A 15,371-nucleotide genomic window follows, 5' to 3' on the forward strand; every position below is an offset into this window, starting at 1 on the left:
CGTGAAGTCGGTGATTGTTGGGACGGGATATGCCTTCGGCCCGCTGGCGGCGGTTCAGCCGAGGAATCCGCGGGCATCCACTGTCCAGCGCTCCAGGAAAGCGCCAGCGCTGTCGGTGACTATCAGCTCGTCAAAATTGATGACTACCGGGCAGACGTGATTGGGGACGATCGGAAGCACAGCGCCGATGCCGGGATGGAAATCGCCTGGGGGCACGGCGAGGAAGCCGTGGTATTCGTTGAGTTTGGACAGGACTGCCTGTGTGCCGGCGACGGCGCCGTAGCCGGTTTCAGGACTGCCTTCACGGCTCAGCACTTTGGTGCCTACGTCGAGTATGACCTGATCGGATACCCAGTCGCTCACCACGGTCCCGGCAACAAAAAGCGCGATCTGTTCCTCGGTGCAGGCGCCCAGCCTACTGTTGTTGAGGTCGTTGAAAACGTACTCGCCAGGCCGGATTTCGGTAATGATGCTGTTGCTTGCAAATTCGATGGTGGGTGTCGATCCTGCACTGACCACGTCGGCTCTGATCCCTACGGCATTGAAGCTGCGCACGGCGGTGGTGAGCGCGGCCTCCTGGTCCATTGCGGCACGCTTGCGGGCGTCCGGACTCAGACTGCCGTGGCCTGGGTAGGTGAACACGCCCACCGGCACCAGGCCTCGTTTGCGGGCGGCCGACCCGAGGGAGCCTGCTGCCTCCGGCGGTGCTCCGGAACGACGGGCACCGCAGTCGACTTCGATTACGACTTCCAGCCGATCGGCCTCAGAGCCCATCGCGTCGGCAAGAGCGTCGACTGCCGCAAAGTTGTCAACGCCGACCCGCAGCCGGGTGGTGGCGGCAAGCTTTCGGATCCTCAGGCCTTTCGTCACTGAAGGCCAGATCGGGTAGGCGATGAAGATGTCGTCGAAGCCGGCCGCGGCAAACACTTCGGCCTCACCCACGTTGCCTGCGGTGATGCCCACCGCGCCGGCTTTTACCTGGCGACGGCCTATTTCCAAGCATTTGTGCGTTTTCACATGCGGTCTGACGTCGAGGTTCCGATGAGTGGCAAAGGCCTGCATGCGATCGATGTTGTCCTGCATGACATCGATCAACACGATCGGGGCCGGGGTGTCGATCCGATCCTGCAAGCTGTCCAAGGCTTGTTGAAGCCGGTTCACGGTGTTCTCCTTATTCGTCAACGGCCGTGCAGACCATTTGGATCTCGACTGGTGCGTTGAGCGGCAGCCCTGCGACGCCAATAGCGGTGCGTGCATGTCGTCCGTTCTCGCCCAGCACCTCCAGGAGCAAGTCGCTGGCCGCATTGGCCACCCGCGATTGCAGTCCGAAGTCGGGTGCACTGGCGACGAAGACCAGCATCTGGATTATCCGGACCCGGTTCAGATCTCCCACTGCTTGTTCCGCGGCGGCGAGGCAGTTCAGTGCGGCGTGTCGTGCGAGTTCCCGCGCTGCCTCCAGCTCCACGTCCCGTCCAACAATGCCTTGCCCCAAGAGGACGCCGTTCTTGAATGGCAGCTGGCCGGAAATGTGAATGCTCGAATGAACGGCCCGGTGATCCACGTAATGGGGGTTGTCGGCGAGGGTGGGAAGATCCAGGCCAAGAGCCTGGAGCCTGGTGATAGCCGGCCCGGTCTTTGTGGCGCTCATCTGTAGGCGGGCTTTCTCATGTGGCTGCTGGACGCTGCAGGCCAAAGAGGACCGGCAGGTCGGCGATTTCAGTGATTCGTTCGTAGCCGAGCCAGTGCTCGTCGTGCTCAAAGCCGCGGTCGACGTAGACCTTGTTGCTGACACCCAAGGTGGCTGCGGGTCGCAGGTCGTACATCGGGCTCGCGGAAACGTGCACGATCTCGTGCGGCGTCACGCCGAGCTTGTCGAACATGTACTCGAATGCGCCGAGCCGGGGCTTGTACATGCCCATTTGTTCGGCGCTGATAACAGCTTCGAACGGTGCCTTCAGGTTTTCGGAAAGGCGAGTAGCGTGCGCAGTGTCGCTGTTGGTGATGATGACCAGCGGAACGGCCTCAGCCAGCTTGTTCAGCGCCTCGGTGACGCCCGGGTAGGGGCCCCACTCGGGGACGGTCTCGTAGACAGCGCGGGCGTCGGCGGATTTGTAATCGATGCCAACCCTGCGGGAAGCCCGTTCCATGGAGTTGGCGATGATTTGGTGGAACGGCTTGTAGTCGCCCATGCATTCGTCGATGCGGTATGCCTTGCAGGCCCGCAGGTAGTGATCAGCGATGTCGGCCGGAAGCCGGTCAGCCAGGACGTCACGGATCGCATCGTTGATGCTGAATTTGATCAATGTTCCGTTCATGTCGAACGTAACGAATTTTGGCTTGGTTGCGAATGCCATGTTTCCTCCGGTTCTAGCGATGTCGATTGTCGACGAAACACGCTTACGTCTTCGTCGATTGTCGACAATACACTTGTTCGAGCCGGATTGTCAACAAGATAAGGAGGTCGGGAAAGCGGCACCAGGGGTGGACCCAAAAATTACAGACCCTCACCCTTTCGTAGATTGTTGACAATTGCTAGGCTCTATTCATGTCCTCGCCCCATCCACGGGGCGTTACCCGGAGAAGGAATTGCCATGAAGAAGCGCCGCCCTGCTGCCCCAGCCCCTAACGAGTCCGAGACGGCGAGCACTGGTCACCACTGCCCGCAGGCGGGGTGGTGGTCCGTAGGTCATGAAGCTGCCCCGATGTTCATTGCCGAGGGCCAGGTGATGCCCGCCGTGGGCGGAGTTCCGGCTGTTTGGATTCTGCGCGAGGCGGCCGGCCGCGGCCGTTTCGTTGCGACATCCCTGCGCGCGGCGTTCTAGAACGTTAGCTCCTTTGGGGGTCCCTGCCCGGGCCGCCATGCGATCGGCTGTTGGCATCGAGGTCGTTCCACAAGCCCGCCTGCCCCACGAGTTCGGTCAACCAGGGCCGGTGTCCCCGGTGGAACTTCATGCCATCCGGCAATCCCTGCACCCTGGGAATTGAATCGGCGATGTCGATGGTCACCCGGCCGCCCGCCATGGGCGCGTTGGTGATGTGCAGGTCGCCGTAGGAGGCAGGCAACCGGGGATCCATCCAGAAGCCGCCGCGCGAAACGTGGGCGTCATACCTCATCAGGCTCGTGATCAGTTGGATGGGCGAGGTGGCTGCCCAGGCTTGGGGTGAGCAGGCGGTGGGGTAGGGGACTGGTTCGCTGTACTGCTCCCGGCTGAACCCGCAAAACAGCTCGGGAAGACGGCCCTCGGAGTAGTCGGCCGCATCAAGCAAAGCTGTAGCAATCCGTTGAGCCTCCTCCACGAACCCGTAGCGCATCAGACCTGCTGCGATGACTGCGTTATCGTGCGGCCAGACGGAACCGTTGTGGTAGCTGGCGGGGTTGTAGGCGCCCATATCGGTTGCCAGCGTCCGTACGCCCCAGCCGCTGAACATCTCCGGTGACATAAGCCGCTCAGCTACGAGGGGCGCCTTGTCCTCGTCCACCAGGCCAACCCAGAGGCAATGCCCCATATTGGATGCGCAGGCATCCACCTGCCGCTTCCTTCCGTCCAATGCGATCGCATAATAGCCACGATCCGGCATCCAGAATTCCTCATTGAACCTGGCTTTCAATTGCGAGGCACGATCGGCGAGTTCGCGCGCCAGGGGTGAGTCGCCGGCGTCGTATGCCATCCAGGCGCGGGCCATGTACGCGTCGTAGACGTATGCCTGGACCTCGCACAGCGCGATAGGCGGCTCAGCGGGCCTTCCGTCCGCGAAGTTGATCCCGTCCCATGAGTCCTTCCAGCCCTGGTTGATCAGCCCGCGATCGTTGAGCCGCTCATACTCGACGAACCCATCGCCGTCCCTGTCGCCGTAGTCCCGGATCCAGTCGAGGGCGCGGTCTGCGTGGGGCAGCAGCGCGGCAATGGTGTCCTTGGCGAAACCCCAACGGCTGACCGAACCCAGAACCACCACGAACAGCGGAGTGGCATCGACACTGCCGTAATAGATTGACTTGCCACCCAAGGCCAGGCTGCTGGAGACATCCAGGCGGACCTCATGCAAAATCTTGCCCGGTTCTTCCTCGCTCACGGGGTCGACTACCGAACCCTGCCTCTCAGCCAATGTTTGCAAGGTTCCCAAGGCCAGCGAGGGATCGACCGGCATGGCCATTTCCGATGCCCACAACGAGTCCCGGCCAAACAGGGTCATGAACCACGGGGCTCCCGCCGCCACAACCACCCTCTCCGGGTGGGCTGGATCCTCGATGCGGAGGGCTCCCAGATCGTCGTAACTCCGCCTCAAGGTCCTCTCAATTGAGTGGTTGCCCATATGCAGGACGGGAATCTTGGCCACCCATTCCTGTCGGCGTTGATCGCTTCGGGATAATTCGCCGACGGCGGGATGCACCACCGGCGCTGACGGCGCCGACCCTTCAAGTCCGGGCATCACGGTCAGCTCGGTGCTCCAAGAGCCCCTGGGCGGGATAGTGGTCCTGTAGCTAAAACCTTCACGGCTCGCTTGGGCAACATCGGAACGTACGACGACGGACTTCCGGATGTCCCGCCAGCGGGCGCGAAGGATCAGTGTGTTGGCATCGGCTTCGCAGCTTTCCTCCCACTGCGTGAGAACCCGCGCTTCCTTGACTTCGAAGACGTCGGCGAAATCCGCACCGACCGTGATTTCCATCAGGCAGTCCGCGGGTTTCATCGAATAATTCCAAACGGTCATGCGTTCCACCATTCCTACGCCCAATTCGCGGACACGTTCCACGATCAGCGGGGTGTCCGCATATCCGTCGGACATGGTGATGCGGCCGGCGAAGATGGCTCTGTACGGTTCCTTCGTTTGGGCTGTCAGGGGTTCCACGGGCTGACCGTTCACCGTCAAGCTCCAGGCGGACAGGATGCGCGTGTCCTGGAAGAACAGGCCGTGCGGATGATCCGGACCAATGTCGCCGCTGGGCAGGGAGATGCAGAAGGAAGTACCCTCCACCAGCGTGACGGTCCCCGCGCCCAGGGGGCCGGCGGCGGTATCGGCATTCCATCCAGCCATGTCTGGCTCCTTTGGCTGTTCTGCTACCTGCTCAGAGCGACGCTACTCCTGCTCGGCGTCGTGGGCCAGACCCGGGGTCGGGGCGGTTTCAGCCGGCGATGAAGGTCTCGCTTGTTCCTCGGTGAATGGGTCTCCGCCCTGGTGTGGGGCGTCCGCCCTGTGGTCACTTCTGGCAAAACATATCGTCAATTGTTGACAATTGCTAAAATAGAGATCGGCCTGCCAAAGATGGCGGGCCCATTGACGTCGGGCCCAGGCCCGGAAGGAGCAGCAATGGTCAAGGCCACTGTGATGAACGATGCATTAACCGCCAACCCCGGGGAGCACATAAGCAAGGCAACCAGCAGCACACCAGGGCAGACCGAGGTCTCGTTCCGGCTGTGGGCAAGGGAGGGACACAAGACAGGCATCTGGGAGGTCACGCCAGGAGTATTCAAGAGCACTCGTCCCGGCTACGACGAAATCTGCCAGATCCTCAGTGGCAAAGGGACAATCACTGAAGAAGACGGGAGCAGCTTTGAGATTGGTCCTGGCACATTGTTCGTCACGCCGGCCGGCTGGACGGGTACGTGGACCATTCACGAGACGCTGCGGAAAATGTGGGTCGTGACTGACGTCCCGACCAATTAGAGGCAGAAAGGAAGGGCCCGGTTCACATGCGAACCGGGCCCTTCTTAGTGCGAAGCAGTTTAAAAGCCTAAGCGGTAATTTCCGTTACTTCAGGCTTGGAAGTGAGGTCCTCGACGGCCTTTTGCATGTGCCGTTTGATGGCATCCTGAAGACCACTTCGGTCACGGGCCTCGAGCAGGTCCAGGATCTTCTGGTGTTCCTGCACCAGGGCATCGATGCGGGGGTAGGCCACCTCAAGGCTCAAAATGCACATGCGGGATTCCGCTGCGAGGGTTTCATAGATCCGGATCAAACGCGTATTGCCGGTTCCTGAAACGAAGGCCGTGTGGAACTGCATATCCAGCCGCGCGATAGCTTGCCAGTCAGACGCAGCGACCTGTTTGGCCATGCCTCGGATGATGCCCTTCAGTTCCCTGCAGGTATCAGTGACCTGATCCGGCTCCGAGTCCAGCAGTGTGTTGGCGGCCGCTAGCTCCACCGCCTCGCGGACGGCGTAGATTTCCCGGATGTCTTCTGTAGAGAGCTCCAGAACGAAAACGCCACGATTGCGCTTGCTGACCAGGATGCCCTCCTGGCACAGCCGCTGTAGCGCTTCCCTGAGCGGGCCCCTGGACGTGCTGAGCTGGCTGGCCAGCGCTGATTCGTTGACCTGTTGTCCAGGCGTGAAAGCTCCCTGCACAATCAGCTCACGTAATTGGTCAGCAATCAGCTGCGCCGTGGGCCGGCCCTCCAACACGAACATTCCCTCCGGTGCCGCCATTGACATCCCCTCATTCCATGCTTCGGCAAGTTGAACCTATTAGACCGCTGCCGCGGTGTACTTGTATTCCAAAAACTCGTCAATCCCAATTTTGCCGCCTTCGCGACCCAATCCGGACTGCTTGACACCGCCGAATGGTGCGGCGGGATTGGACACCAGGCCAGTGTTCAGGCCAACCATTCCCACCTCCAGGTCGGCGGAGAACCGCATTGCTTTCTCCATACTCTCCGTGAACACGTACCCCACCAGACCCCACTCGGTATCGTTGGCCAGGCGGAGGACTTCGTCTTCGCTGTCAAACGGCGTGATCGCCGCTACCGGTCCGAAGATTTCCGTTGACATCAGGGCGGCCTCCGTGGGCACGTCCATCAGTACGGTGGGGGAGTAGAAGTACCCCGGACCTTCCGGACGGCTTCCCCCGGTCAAGACCCGCGCGCCCTTGGATACGGCATCTGCAACCAGGCTTTCGACCTTATCCAGACCCTTCTGCTCAATAAGGGGTCCGACGTCGGTCCCCGCTACAGCGCCATTGCCTACCTGCAATTCTGACATTTTTTTGGCGAACTTCCCGCCAAACTCTTCCACGACGGAGCGGTGGACAAAGAAGCGGTTGGCGGCCGTGCAGGCCTCTCCCATATTCCGCATCTTGGCCTTCATGGCTCCATCGACGGCCTTCTCGATATCCGCGTCGGCCAGCACGATGAAGGGTGCGTTTCCGCCGAGCTCCATGGAGGAACGCATCACGTTGTCGGCAGCTTGCCGCAGCAGGATCTTTCCCACCTCAGTTGAACCAGTGAAGCTGATCTTGCGTGCGATCCCACTGTCCGTCCAGGTCCGGACCACGCTGGAAGCGCCCGACGTCGTCACGACGTTCAGCACGCCGTCGGGAAGTCCTGCTTCCTTGAAGATCTCAACGAGCGCCAACGACGTGAGGGGCGTCAGCTCCGCCGGTTTGAACACCATGGTGCATCCGGCAGCGATGGCAGGAGCGATTTTCCGCGCACCCATGGCAAGCGGGAAGTTCCATGGAGTCACCAGGACCGAGGGCCCTACTGGTTCTTTAGTAATGAGGATGCGGGTGTTGCCATCCACGGAGGTGGCGTTGTCGCCCCCGATCCTGACTGCTTCCTCAGAGAACCACCGGAGCATCTCCGCGCCATAGGCGACCTCGCCTTTTGCCTCCGCGAGCGGCTTTCCCATCTCGGCGGTCATGATTGCCGCTAATTTCTCCGTATTGGCGATGACGAGGTCGAACGCCCGGCGAAGGATGTCCGCCCGTTCGCGGGGAGTGGATTTGCCCCACGCTGCCTGTGCCCTTCCGGCGGCCTCAATGGCCAGGGCGGCATCGTCGGGGCCTCCGTCGGCGACGTGGGCGATGACTTCGTTCGTTGCGGGGTTCTCCACGGCAAACGTGGCGCCATTTGCGGCCGGCTGCCAGTGACCGTCGATGAAGAGATCTGTCTGCAGTGAGCTTGGATCAAGTGTGTGGGACATCGTGGCTCTTTCAGTAATCAAGGGGGACTAGGAGGTGGCCGACTTGAGCGCTTGCGAGAACCTTGACAAAGCAACTTGGATCTCGTCGCTGCTGACGTTCAACGCTGGGATGAGGCGGATGACGTTGCCGTGCGGACCGCAGGTGAGGAGCAGGAGTTCTTCCTTGATGGCTGCCTGTTGGACAGCCAGTGCAGTAGCGGCATCGGGGGTCTTGTCCGCTGCTGTGAATTCGACACCCTGCATCAGGCCCCGGCCGCGGACGTTGCCGATTCCGCTGAATCCGGCTTGGATCGCCTCCAGCCCTGCCCGTAGTTCCTCGCCGCGGAGACGAGCGTTTTCCACGAGGTTTTCGCGCTTGATGACGCCGAGAGTGGCGACACCGGCTGCTGCCGCGACGGCGTTCCCTCCGTAGGTTCCGCCCTGGGAGCCAGGCCAGGCCTTGCCCATGAGTTCCTTGGAGGCGGCGATTGCCGAGATGGGGAAGCCGCTGGCGAGGCCCTTGGCGGTGATGACGACGTCGGGCGTTATGCCCGCCCAGTCGTGTCCCCAGAACTTGCCGGTGCGGCCGACTCCGGCCTGGACTTCATCAAGGATCAGCACGATGCCGTGCTTGTCCGCGCGCTCGCGCAGCCCTTGGAGGAAGGCAACAGGGGTGGGAATGTAGCCGCCGTCGCCGAGGACGGGTTCGATGATGAAGCCGGCCGTGTCGCTCGGGGCGCTGATGGTCAGCAGGAGGTGGTCCAGTTCCTTCAGTGCGAATTCGACGGCGGTGGCTTCGTCCCAGCCGTACCGGTACCAATGCGGGAACGGGGCTACGTGGACGCCGCCCATGATGGGCGAGAATCCTGAGCGGAACTTTGTTCCCGCAGTGGTCAGGGAGGCCGCGGCGACGGTCCGGCCGTGGAAACCACCCTGGAAGGAGATGATGTTTGGCCGGCCGGTGGCCATGCGGGCCAACCGGATGGAGGCTTCCACTGCTTCCGAGCCCGACGTTGCGTAAAAGACGCTGTCCAGACCCTGCGGCAATACTGTGCCGAGGAGCTCGGTGAGTTCCAACAGGGGCTTGTGCATGACGGTGGTGTATTGCGCGTGGACAATCCTGCCCACCTGTTCGCGGGCGGCGGCCACAACATCGGGATGGCAGTGACCGGTGCTGGTGACGCCGATCCCGGTGGTGAAATCGAGGTATTTTTTCCCGTCGGTCGCGTGGATCCAGCTACCTGCGGCGTGATCGACAACCACGGGGGTCGCCTGCTTCAGGATCGGGCTAAGTGTTGCCATGGCTTCATACTTTCTTAGGAACTGTAGATTGTCAACAATACGCGATTCGAACGAATGTCCTGATCAGCGCGATACTCACTGGGTCTGCTGAAACCTCTGGGGGCGCAGGAAGTCCAAATCATCGAACCAGCGCTTACCGAGTGCTTCGCTGGCCGCGATTTCTCCGTAGCCGGAGGCCATCTTGAAGCCGGCTCCCGAATATCCAGTGGCCGAGTAGATCCTGCTGGACCCGCCGAGGAAACCCATCAGCGGGTGGGAATCGGAGGTGAAGAGGTCCGGGTACGCATCCGAACGCACGATGCTTGGGATCAAACCCGGGAAGAATTCCGAAACCGTCTCCGTGGTTTCCTTGATCTCCGCTGTGCTGAGGTCGCGGGGCACGGAATCGGCAGCGGGTGTGGGTGCCCCGCGACCGTCCAGAGTGGCTTTGACGGTGACACCATCCACTGCGGGAGCGCCGTACATGGAACGATCACCCGAAATCCTGATGAAGACGGGGAATTTCTCCGGGGAGAACTGCTCCGCGTCCCGGGCGACGAACCACGAGAGGAAGATCCGCCTGGTTTCCGTATGGCGTTTGAGATATTCCGGCATGAGCTGCTTGGACCAGGCGCCCGAGGCGACGATGACCCGTTCGAAAGTCCAGGAGTTTGCACCGGAAGTGACAACGACGCCGTCGTCGGTGTCAGTGATGCTCTCGATAGGAGTGTTGGTGTTGACGGATGCGCCGTTGGCTTCCGCTGCTGTGATGGCCGCGGTGATGGCGCGGTCGGTTCGCAGGGCGCCTGCGTTGGGGTCATGGATGGCGATGTCGTCGGCGCGGAGGTTGTGCTGGGGGTAGCGTGCAGCCATTTCCTCACGGGTGAGGACGTGGTGGGCAGCGCCCGTTTCTCGTGTCGTCTCGAGCAGGCTGCGGAGGTATGGTCCGTCGTTGGTGCCGATGGAGAGACCACCACAGCGGGTGAGGATGCTCTGCCCGGTCTCTGCTTCAAGTTCTGCCCATAGTTCGCGGGAACGAGCCAGAATGGGATAGTAGGCAGGGTTGCCGCGGTAGATCATGCGGAAGAGCCGGGTGTCTCCGCCGGCTGCACTGCGCGCGTGGGCAGGGGCTTGCGCTTCGAAACCCACTACAGAATCGGACAACCGCGATGCCTGCCACAGGGCCATGCTTCCGATGCTGCCCAGGCCGATGACTGCAAGTTTTCCATCCATGGTTTAGAGCACCTGCTTCAGGAAGGTTTGGGTACGGGGTTCTTTTGGATCGGTAAGTATCTCGCGTGCGTCGCCGCGTTCTACGACGAAACCTTCGTCCATGAAAAGCAGGGTGTCTGCTACTTCGCGGGCGAAGCCCATTTCGTGGGTGACAACGACCATGGTCATGCCCTTCTTGGCGAGGTCCTGCATGACACTGAGGACTTCCCCGACCTTTTCGGGGTCCAGGGCGCTGGTGGGTTCGTCGAAGAGGATGATTTCGGGATCCATCGCCAGTGAGCGGGCGATGGCCACGCGTTGCTGCTGGCCGCCGGAGAGTTCCGCAGGGTAGCGGTCGCCGAAGGCTCCAAGGCCGACGCTGGTGAGCAGCTCCTGGGCGCGTTTGGCGGATTGCTTCTTGTCGGCACCTTTGACCAGGACCGGTCCGGACATGACATTCTGGCGGGCTGTCATGTTGGGGAAGAGGTTGAATTGTTGGAAAACCATGCCGACACGGGTGCGCTGTTCGGCCAGTTTCCTGGGTGGCAGAGCGTGGTAGGCGTTCTCGGTTTCGTAGTACCCAAAGTCGTCGCCGTTGACTTTGAGCACTCCGGAGTCGACGGTCTCGAGGCCGTTGATGCAGCGCAGGAGGGTGGACTTGCCGGAGCCGCTGGGGCCGATGATGCAGCAGATTTCACCGCTGGCGATGTCGAGGTCGATATCGTGAAGGACCGTTTTGGGTCCGAAGGATTTGCGGATTCGGCGGGCGTGGATGGTGCCGTCAGCGTTCATCGTGCGATGCCTTCCGGTGCGGTGAGTGTCACCTTGCGGGCCTTGCGGGGGACCCGTACGGAGGTGTGGGAGTATTTCTGCTCGAGCTTGGATTGGGGGTAGCTCAGCAGCAGGGTCATGACGAGGTACCAGAGGCTCGCGACGATCAGCAGCGGGATGGTTTCGTAGGTGCGGGCGTAAATGAGCTGGGCGCTCTGGAGGAGTTCGGCCACACCCAGGACGGAGACCAGGGAGGTTTCCTTGAACATTCCGATTACCTGGTTGCCTGTAGCGGGGATGATTGAGGGCATTGCTTGGGGAATGATGACCTTACGCATTTTCATGGATGCGCTCATGCCCAGGGAGTCGGCCGCTTCAATTTGTCCTTTGCCCACCGAAGAGAATCCGCCGCGGATAATCTCCGCCATGTAGGCCGCTTCGTTCAAGGTCAGGCCGATCAGGGCTGCGGTGATCGGGCCCATGAGGGCGTTGGTATCGATCGCAGTGCCGATGTTGGTGAACGGGATACCGATGGTGAGGTTCGGGTAGAGGGCTGCGATGTTGAACCAGAAAATCAGTTGGACCAGGACAGGGGTGCCCCGGAACAAGGTAATGAAGAGACCTGCCGTGGCCGCGATCGGCTTGATTTTCGAGGACCTCATGATGGCGATGACCAGGCCCAGGAGGGTACCCAGTACCATGCTGGCCACGGTGAGGAAGATGGTGAGCATCAGCCCGCGAAGGATCGCCTCGTGGGTGAAGTACTTCGCCACGACGTCCCATTTGAAATTCGGGTTCGTCGCTACGGAGGCCAGGATGCCCAGGCCAAGCACAATGCAGAGGACCCATGCGACGTATTCAAAGGTGCTCCTGCGACGGATTCGAGGTTTGAGTGTCGCGTCCATCCCGTTCATTGCCGGTTTGCTTCTCTCAATAGTTGCTTGTCTCATCGGTGACCCGCTAGTTCAACTTGGCGTCAGTGATGGCGCCGGATTCAAGTCCCCAGGTCTCCAGTGATTTCTTGTACTCAGGGCTGTTCAGGACTGACTGGATGGCTGCCTGAAGGGCGGGGGTCAGGGGCGAGCCCTTCTTGACGCCGATGGCGGTAAGGTCGCTCGCGCCGACGTTAACCTGCGGGGTCAGGAGGGTGAAGGCGTTGGGCTGCTGCTTTCCGGCCCATGCGAGGGATGTGGTGTCGTAGAAGATGCCATCGATGCGCTTGGATGCCAGCTGGGTCAAGGCTTCCTGGACATTGGGCAGCGTGACTGCATTGATCGCCGGCTGTCCCTTGGACGTGCAGGTCTGCTCGTTCAGGGCCGGGAGGCGCTTGAGCTGGCCGGTCGAACCCTGCGTGACGGCAATGTTCTTACCGCAAAGGGTCTCGTTGGTGAGCTTCAGGGGATTTCCCGCGCTTACGGCTACTGAGTTTCCGGCCTTGAAATAGTCGATCATGTCCAGGACCTTAAGGCGCTCATCCGTTTTGGACATGGTCGTGGCGGTGAAGTCGTAGCGTCCGCCATCCAAGCCGGGAACGATGGTGTCGAACTTCGTGTCCTGGAACTTCAGTTTCAAGCCGAGCTTCTTGGCTACCAAGCGGGCGATGTCCGGGTTCAGGCCGATCGCAGTGGAGTTGTCTTCGGCGAGGAAGGTTGTCGGCGGGTAATGAAGGTCCATTGCCACCGTCAGTTCGCCCTTCTCCTTATAGGATGCGGGCAAGAGGCTCACGGCCTTTTCGTCAGGCTGGACGCCCTCGGAAATGTCGGTGGTGTTGGCTGTCTTGCTGCTGTCTGCAGAGTCGCTGTTGGCGGTGCCGCCACATGCGCTCAGCGCCAGCAGAACGGCGAGTCCGGCAGCGGCCGTCTGAGCTTTCGTGCGAATCTTCATAGTGCTTCCCTTCGAGGGGTCGGGCGGTGGGGGAAGGGGAGTCTTTAAGTTGAAATGTGATCCGGATCTCTCCGTCATCTACAGCAATGCAACCCTCTCAAAAGTAGATTGTCAACAATTTACAGAAAGTTTTTCCTGAAATCTGCCCGATGAGAACCGTTCTGATTTGMCGTGAGAAACTGTTGACAATTGACAATTTAACGCCCTAGAGTCGAGTCATCGGTCGAGCAGCCCGCACCCCGCCCGCCCTGCAATTGCGGCGGAATCCAGCCTCGCCCGACACCTTCACCAGCGGCCCGCCCGCTTCAATCTCCCGACAAGAAACGGAATCGACATGGCAGAGAGCAACTTCCGGCCGAAGTACATCTCCTTTGATATCTACGGCACGCTGATCAACTTCGACATCGATCCCACTACCCGGCGCTTGCTCGACGGACGTATCTCTGAAGAGCAGTGGCCAACGTTCAAGAAGCAGTTCCGCGGATACAGGTTTGACGAGGTCCTGGGGGACTTCAAGCCCTATGAGCAGATCCTTCAGGATTCTTTTGATCGCGTGTGCAAGCGTTGGGGCATTGGGCCCACCGAAGGAGCAGGCGCAGCGTTTGCCGAGGCGGTCCGCGGCTGGGGTGCCCACGACGACGTGCCGGCCCCACTCAAACTCATGGGCGACAACTTCCAGCTCGTGGCCCTGTCAAACGCCGACGACAGCTTCCTGGACATCAGCATTCCCAGGCTCGGCGCAAACTTCCACTCCGTCCTTACCGCCGAGCAAGCCCAGGCGTATAAGCCGCGCTACCAGGCCTTCGAATRCATGCTGGACACCCTGAATGCCAAGCCGGAGGACTTCCTGCACATCTCCTCCCACACCCGTTACGACATGCATCCCATGCACGACATGGGTTTCCGGAACCTCTGGATGCTGGACCGCGGCTACGACCCCATAGGTGATGGCTACGACCTCCGCACGGCCAAGTCCCTGGATGAGATCAACACATACCTCGGTCTCTGAACCGACGTCGAGGCGAAAGGCCAAACCGTGAAACTTGTTCCCTACTGGCTAGATACTGCAGAGCCCTCCGGCGACTACCGCCGCACTCCGGTCCCCGAGAACGTTGATGTTGCGATTATCGGCGCCGGCTTTACCGGACTGTCCGCTGCCCTTGAATTCGCCAAGCAAGGCGCCAGTGTTGCTGTGTTCGAACGCCACACTGTCGGCTGGGGCGCATCGGGCCGCAACGGGGGCATGGCAACCACTGGTTTGGCCATTGGCTTTAGTACGGCCGTAAAGCGATACGGGGCGCCGCGCGCGGTAGAGATGTTCCGCGAATACAACGACGCCATCGAAACCATCGAGAAGCTGGTACACGACAACGGCATCGATTGTGATTTTCAGCGATTCGGCAAGCTCTCGCTTGCGTTCCATAAGTCGCACTACGACGGATTCCTGAAGTCCCAGGAACTGCTCGCCAACCTTGTTGACCACCACGTGAACGTCATCCCGAAGTCGGAAATCCACAGCGAAATTGGAACGGACTTTTACCAGGGCGCCATGATGGATCCCCTGGGTGCGGGCCTGCATGTGGGGAAGTTCGTTCATGGGCTGGCCAAGGTGGCCGCTGACAACGGAGCATCGATCTGCGAAAACGCGGGTGTTACCGAGCTGAAGAAGGTTGCGGGGACAGTCCACGATGTCCACACCACCCGGGGGATCACCAGGGCCAAGCAGGTGCTGGTTGCCACCAGCGGCTACACAGGCAATGTCACTCCGTGGCTTCAGCGCCGAGTCATCCCGGTGGGCAGCTTCATCATCGTCACCGAGCCTTTGCCCGAAGACGTGGTCAACCGGATTCTTCCGAACAGGCGCCAGGCGTCCGACAGCAAGATGCTCACCTACTACTTCCGGATCACTCCAGACAACAGGTTGCTGTTCGGTGGCCGGGCACGCTTTGCACTCTCCAGCCCGGACTCCGATGTCAAGAGTGCCGGGATTCTGCATAAGGCCATGACGGAACTCTTCCCGTACCTGGCGAACGTGGAGGTGGACTACATCTGGGGCGGCCTGGTTGACCTCTCCATGGACCAGATGGTCCACGCAGGCGTTCACGACGGTCTCTTCTACTCGCTCTGCTACAGCGGCCACGGCGTGCAGATGGCAGCCCACATGGGCAAGCGGATGGCCCACTACATGGCCGGGGACAAGCAAGCGAACGTCTGGGAAGACCTGAAGAACCCGCCAGTGCCCGGCCACTTCGGGCCGCCATGGTTCCTGCCCTTCATCGGGGCAGCGGCAAAAGTCATCGACCGGATCAAGTAAGCAGGACAAAGG

General features: G+C 60.9%; 15 protein-coding genes. 4 read left to right on the forward strand and 11 right to left on the reverse strand.

The annotated features are described in order from the left end of the window. Positions 1 to 54 precede the first annotated feature (54 nt). From AB4Y81_RS11150 to AB4Y81_RS11160, 3 genes are read right to left on the reverse strand one after another with little or no spacing between them, the layout of a single operon-like run. Complete coding sequence (locus AB4Y81_RS11150) at positions 55 to 1,161, reverse strand: alanine racemase (protein ID WP_193590450.1); 1,107 nt, start codon at positions 1,159 to 1,161, stop codon at positions 55 to 57. 10 nt (positions 1,162 to 1,171) lie between these two features. Continuing rightward, positions 1,172 to 1,648: a RidA family protein gene (locus AB4Y81_RS11155; protein ID WP_193590451.1), complete on the reverse strand. Its 477-nt coding sequence runs from the start codon at positions 1,646 to 1,648 to the stop codon at positions 1,172 to 1,174. A gap of 16 nt (positions 1,649 to 1,664) precedes the next feature. Continuing rightward, entirely contained in the window at positions 1,665 to 2,354 is a 690-nt protein-coding gene (locus AB4Y81_RS11160) for a haloacid dehalogenase type II (protein WP_441995880.1), read from the reverse strand. 237 nt (positions 2,355 to 2,591) lie between these two features. Between AB4Y81_RS11160 and AB4Y81_RS11165 the strand changes: the two genes are divergently transcribed. Further along, a complete protein-coding gene (locus AB4Y81_RS11165) occupies positions 2,592 to 2,822 on the forward strand; it encodes a hypothetical protein (protein WP_144401263.1) in 231 nt (76 codons plus the stop codon). 4 nt (positions 2,823 to 2,826) lie between these two features. Here the strand turns inward: AB4Y81_RS11165 and AB4Y81_RS11170 are convergent, their stop codons facing one another. Beyond that, on the reverse strand, positions 2,827 to 5,034 hold the full coding sequence (locus AB4Y81_RS11170) for an amylo-alpha-1,6-glucosidase (protein WP_281444237.1): 2,208 nt from the start codon (positions 5,032 to 5,034) through the stop codon (positions 2,827 to 2,829). Between the two features lie 273 nt (positions 5,035 to 5,307). On the opposite strand from AB4Y81_RS11170, the gene AB4Y81_RS11175 reads away from it, so the two are divergent. Next, a complete protein-coding gene (locus tag AB4Y81_RS11175) occupies positions 5,308 to 5,664 on the forward strand; it encodes a cupin domain-containing protein (protein WP_018778568.1) in 357 nt (118 codons plus the stop codon). A gap of 67 nt (positions 5,665 to 5,731) precedes the next feature. Here the strand turns inward: AB4Y81_RS11175 and AB4Y81_RS11180 are convergent, their stop codons facing one another. The 7 genes from AB4Y81_RS11180 to AB4Y81_RS11210 all read right to left on the reverse strand — a co-directional run bounded on the left by AB4Y81_RS11180 (position 5,732) and on the right by AB4Y81_RS11210 (position 13,045). Next, positions 5,732 to 6,424: a GntR family transcriptional regulator gene (locus AB4Y81_RS11180; protein WP_051088518.1), complete on the reverse strand. Its 693-nt coding sequence runs from the start codon at positions 6,422 to 6,424 to the stop codon at positions 5,732 to 5,734. A 39-nt stretch (positions 6,425 to 6,463) separates the two neighbouring features. Next, positions 6,464 to 7,918 (reverse strand): NAD-dependent succinate-semialdehyde dehydrogenase, encoded by a 1,455-nt coding sequence (locus tag AB4Y81_RS11185; protein ID WP_018778566.1) that lies wholly within the window; start codon positions 7,916 to 7,918, stop codon positions 6,464 to 6,466. Between the two features lie 27 nt (positions 7,919 to 7,945). Next, positions 7,946 to 9,199: an aspartate aminotransferase family protein gene (locus AB4Y81_RS11190; RefSeq protein ID WP_039241009.1), complete on the reverse strand. Its 1,254-nt coding sequence runs from the start codon at positions 9,197 to 9,199 to the stop codon at positions 7,946 to 7,948. 75 nt (positions 9,200 to 9,274) lie between these two features. Beyond that, complete coding sequence (solA, locus tag AB4Y81_RS11195) at positions 9,275 to 10,411, reverse strand: N-methyl-L-tryptophan oxidase (protein WP_416428864.1); 1,137 nt, start codon at positions 10,409 to 10,411, stop codon at positions 9,275 to 9,277. Positions 10,412 to 10,414: 3 nt separating this feature from the next. Beyond that, positions 10,415 to 11,182, reverse strand: a complete 768-nt coding sequence (locus tag AB4Y81_RS11200) for an amino acid ABC transporter ATP-binding protein (protein ID WP_018778563.1) — start codon at positions 11,180 to 11,182, stop codon at positions 10,415 to 10,417. Beyond that, positions 11,179 to 12,075 carry an amino acid ABC transporter permease gene (locus tag AB4Y81_RS11205; RefSeq protein ID WP_026267280.1) on the reverse strand — a complete coding sequence of 299 codons (897 nt, stop codon included), beginning with the start codon at positions 12,073 to 12,075 and terminating at the stop codon, positions 11,179 to 11,181. Before AB4Y81_RS11205 ends, AB4Y81_RS11200 begins: the two co-directional genes overlap by 4 nt. Before the next feature lie 46 nt (positions 12,076 to 12,121). Next, the gene (locus AB4Y81_RS11210) at positions 12,122 to 13,045 is read right to left on the reverse strand and encodes an ABC transporter substrate-binding protein (protein WP_039241013.1); all 924 of its coding nucleotides are present in this window, start codon (positions 13,043 to 13,045) and stop codon (positions 12,122 to 12,124) included. A 334-nt stretch (positions 13,046 to 13,379) separates the two neighbouring features. On the opposite strand from AB4Y81_RS11210, the gene AB4Y81_RS11215 reads away from it, so the two are divergent. Both AB4Y81_RS11215 and AB4Y81_RS11220 read left to right on the forward strand, forming a co-directional pair. Further along, positions 13,380 to 14,054 carry a haloacid dehalogenase type II gene (locus AB4Y81_RS11215; protein ID WP_441995883.1) on the forward strand — a complete coding sequence of 225 codons (675 nt, stop codon included), beginning with the start codon at positions 13,380 to 13,382 and terminating at the stop codon, positions 14,052 to 14,054. 27 nt (positions 14,055 to 14,081) lie between these two features. Further along, positions 14,082 to 15,359 (forward strand): NAD(P)/FAD-dependent oxidoreductase, encoded by a 1,278-nt coding sequence (locus AB4Y81_RS11220; RefSeq protein WP_018778559.1) that lies wholly within the window; start codon positions 14,082 to 14,084, stop codon positions 15,357 to 15,359. The last annotated feature ends 12 nt before the right edge of the window (positions 15,360 to 15,371 follow it).

Source organism: Paenarthrobacter sp. TAF1 (genome assembly GCF_052113825.1).
Lineage (GTDB): Bacteria > Actinomycetota > Actinomycetes > Actinomycetales > Micrococcaceae > Arthrobacter > Arthrobacter nicotinovorans.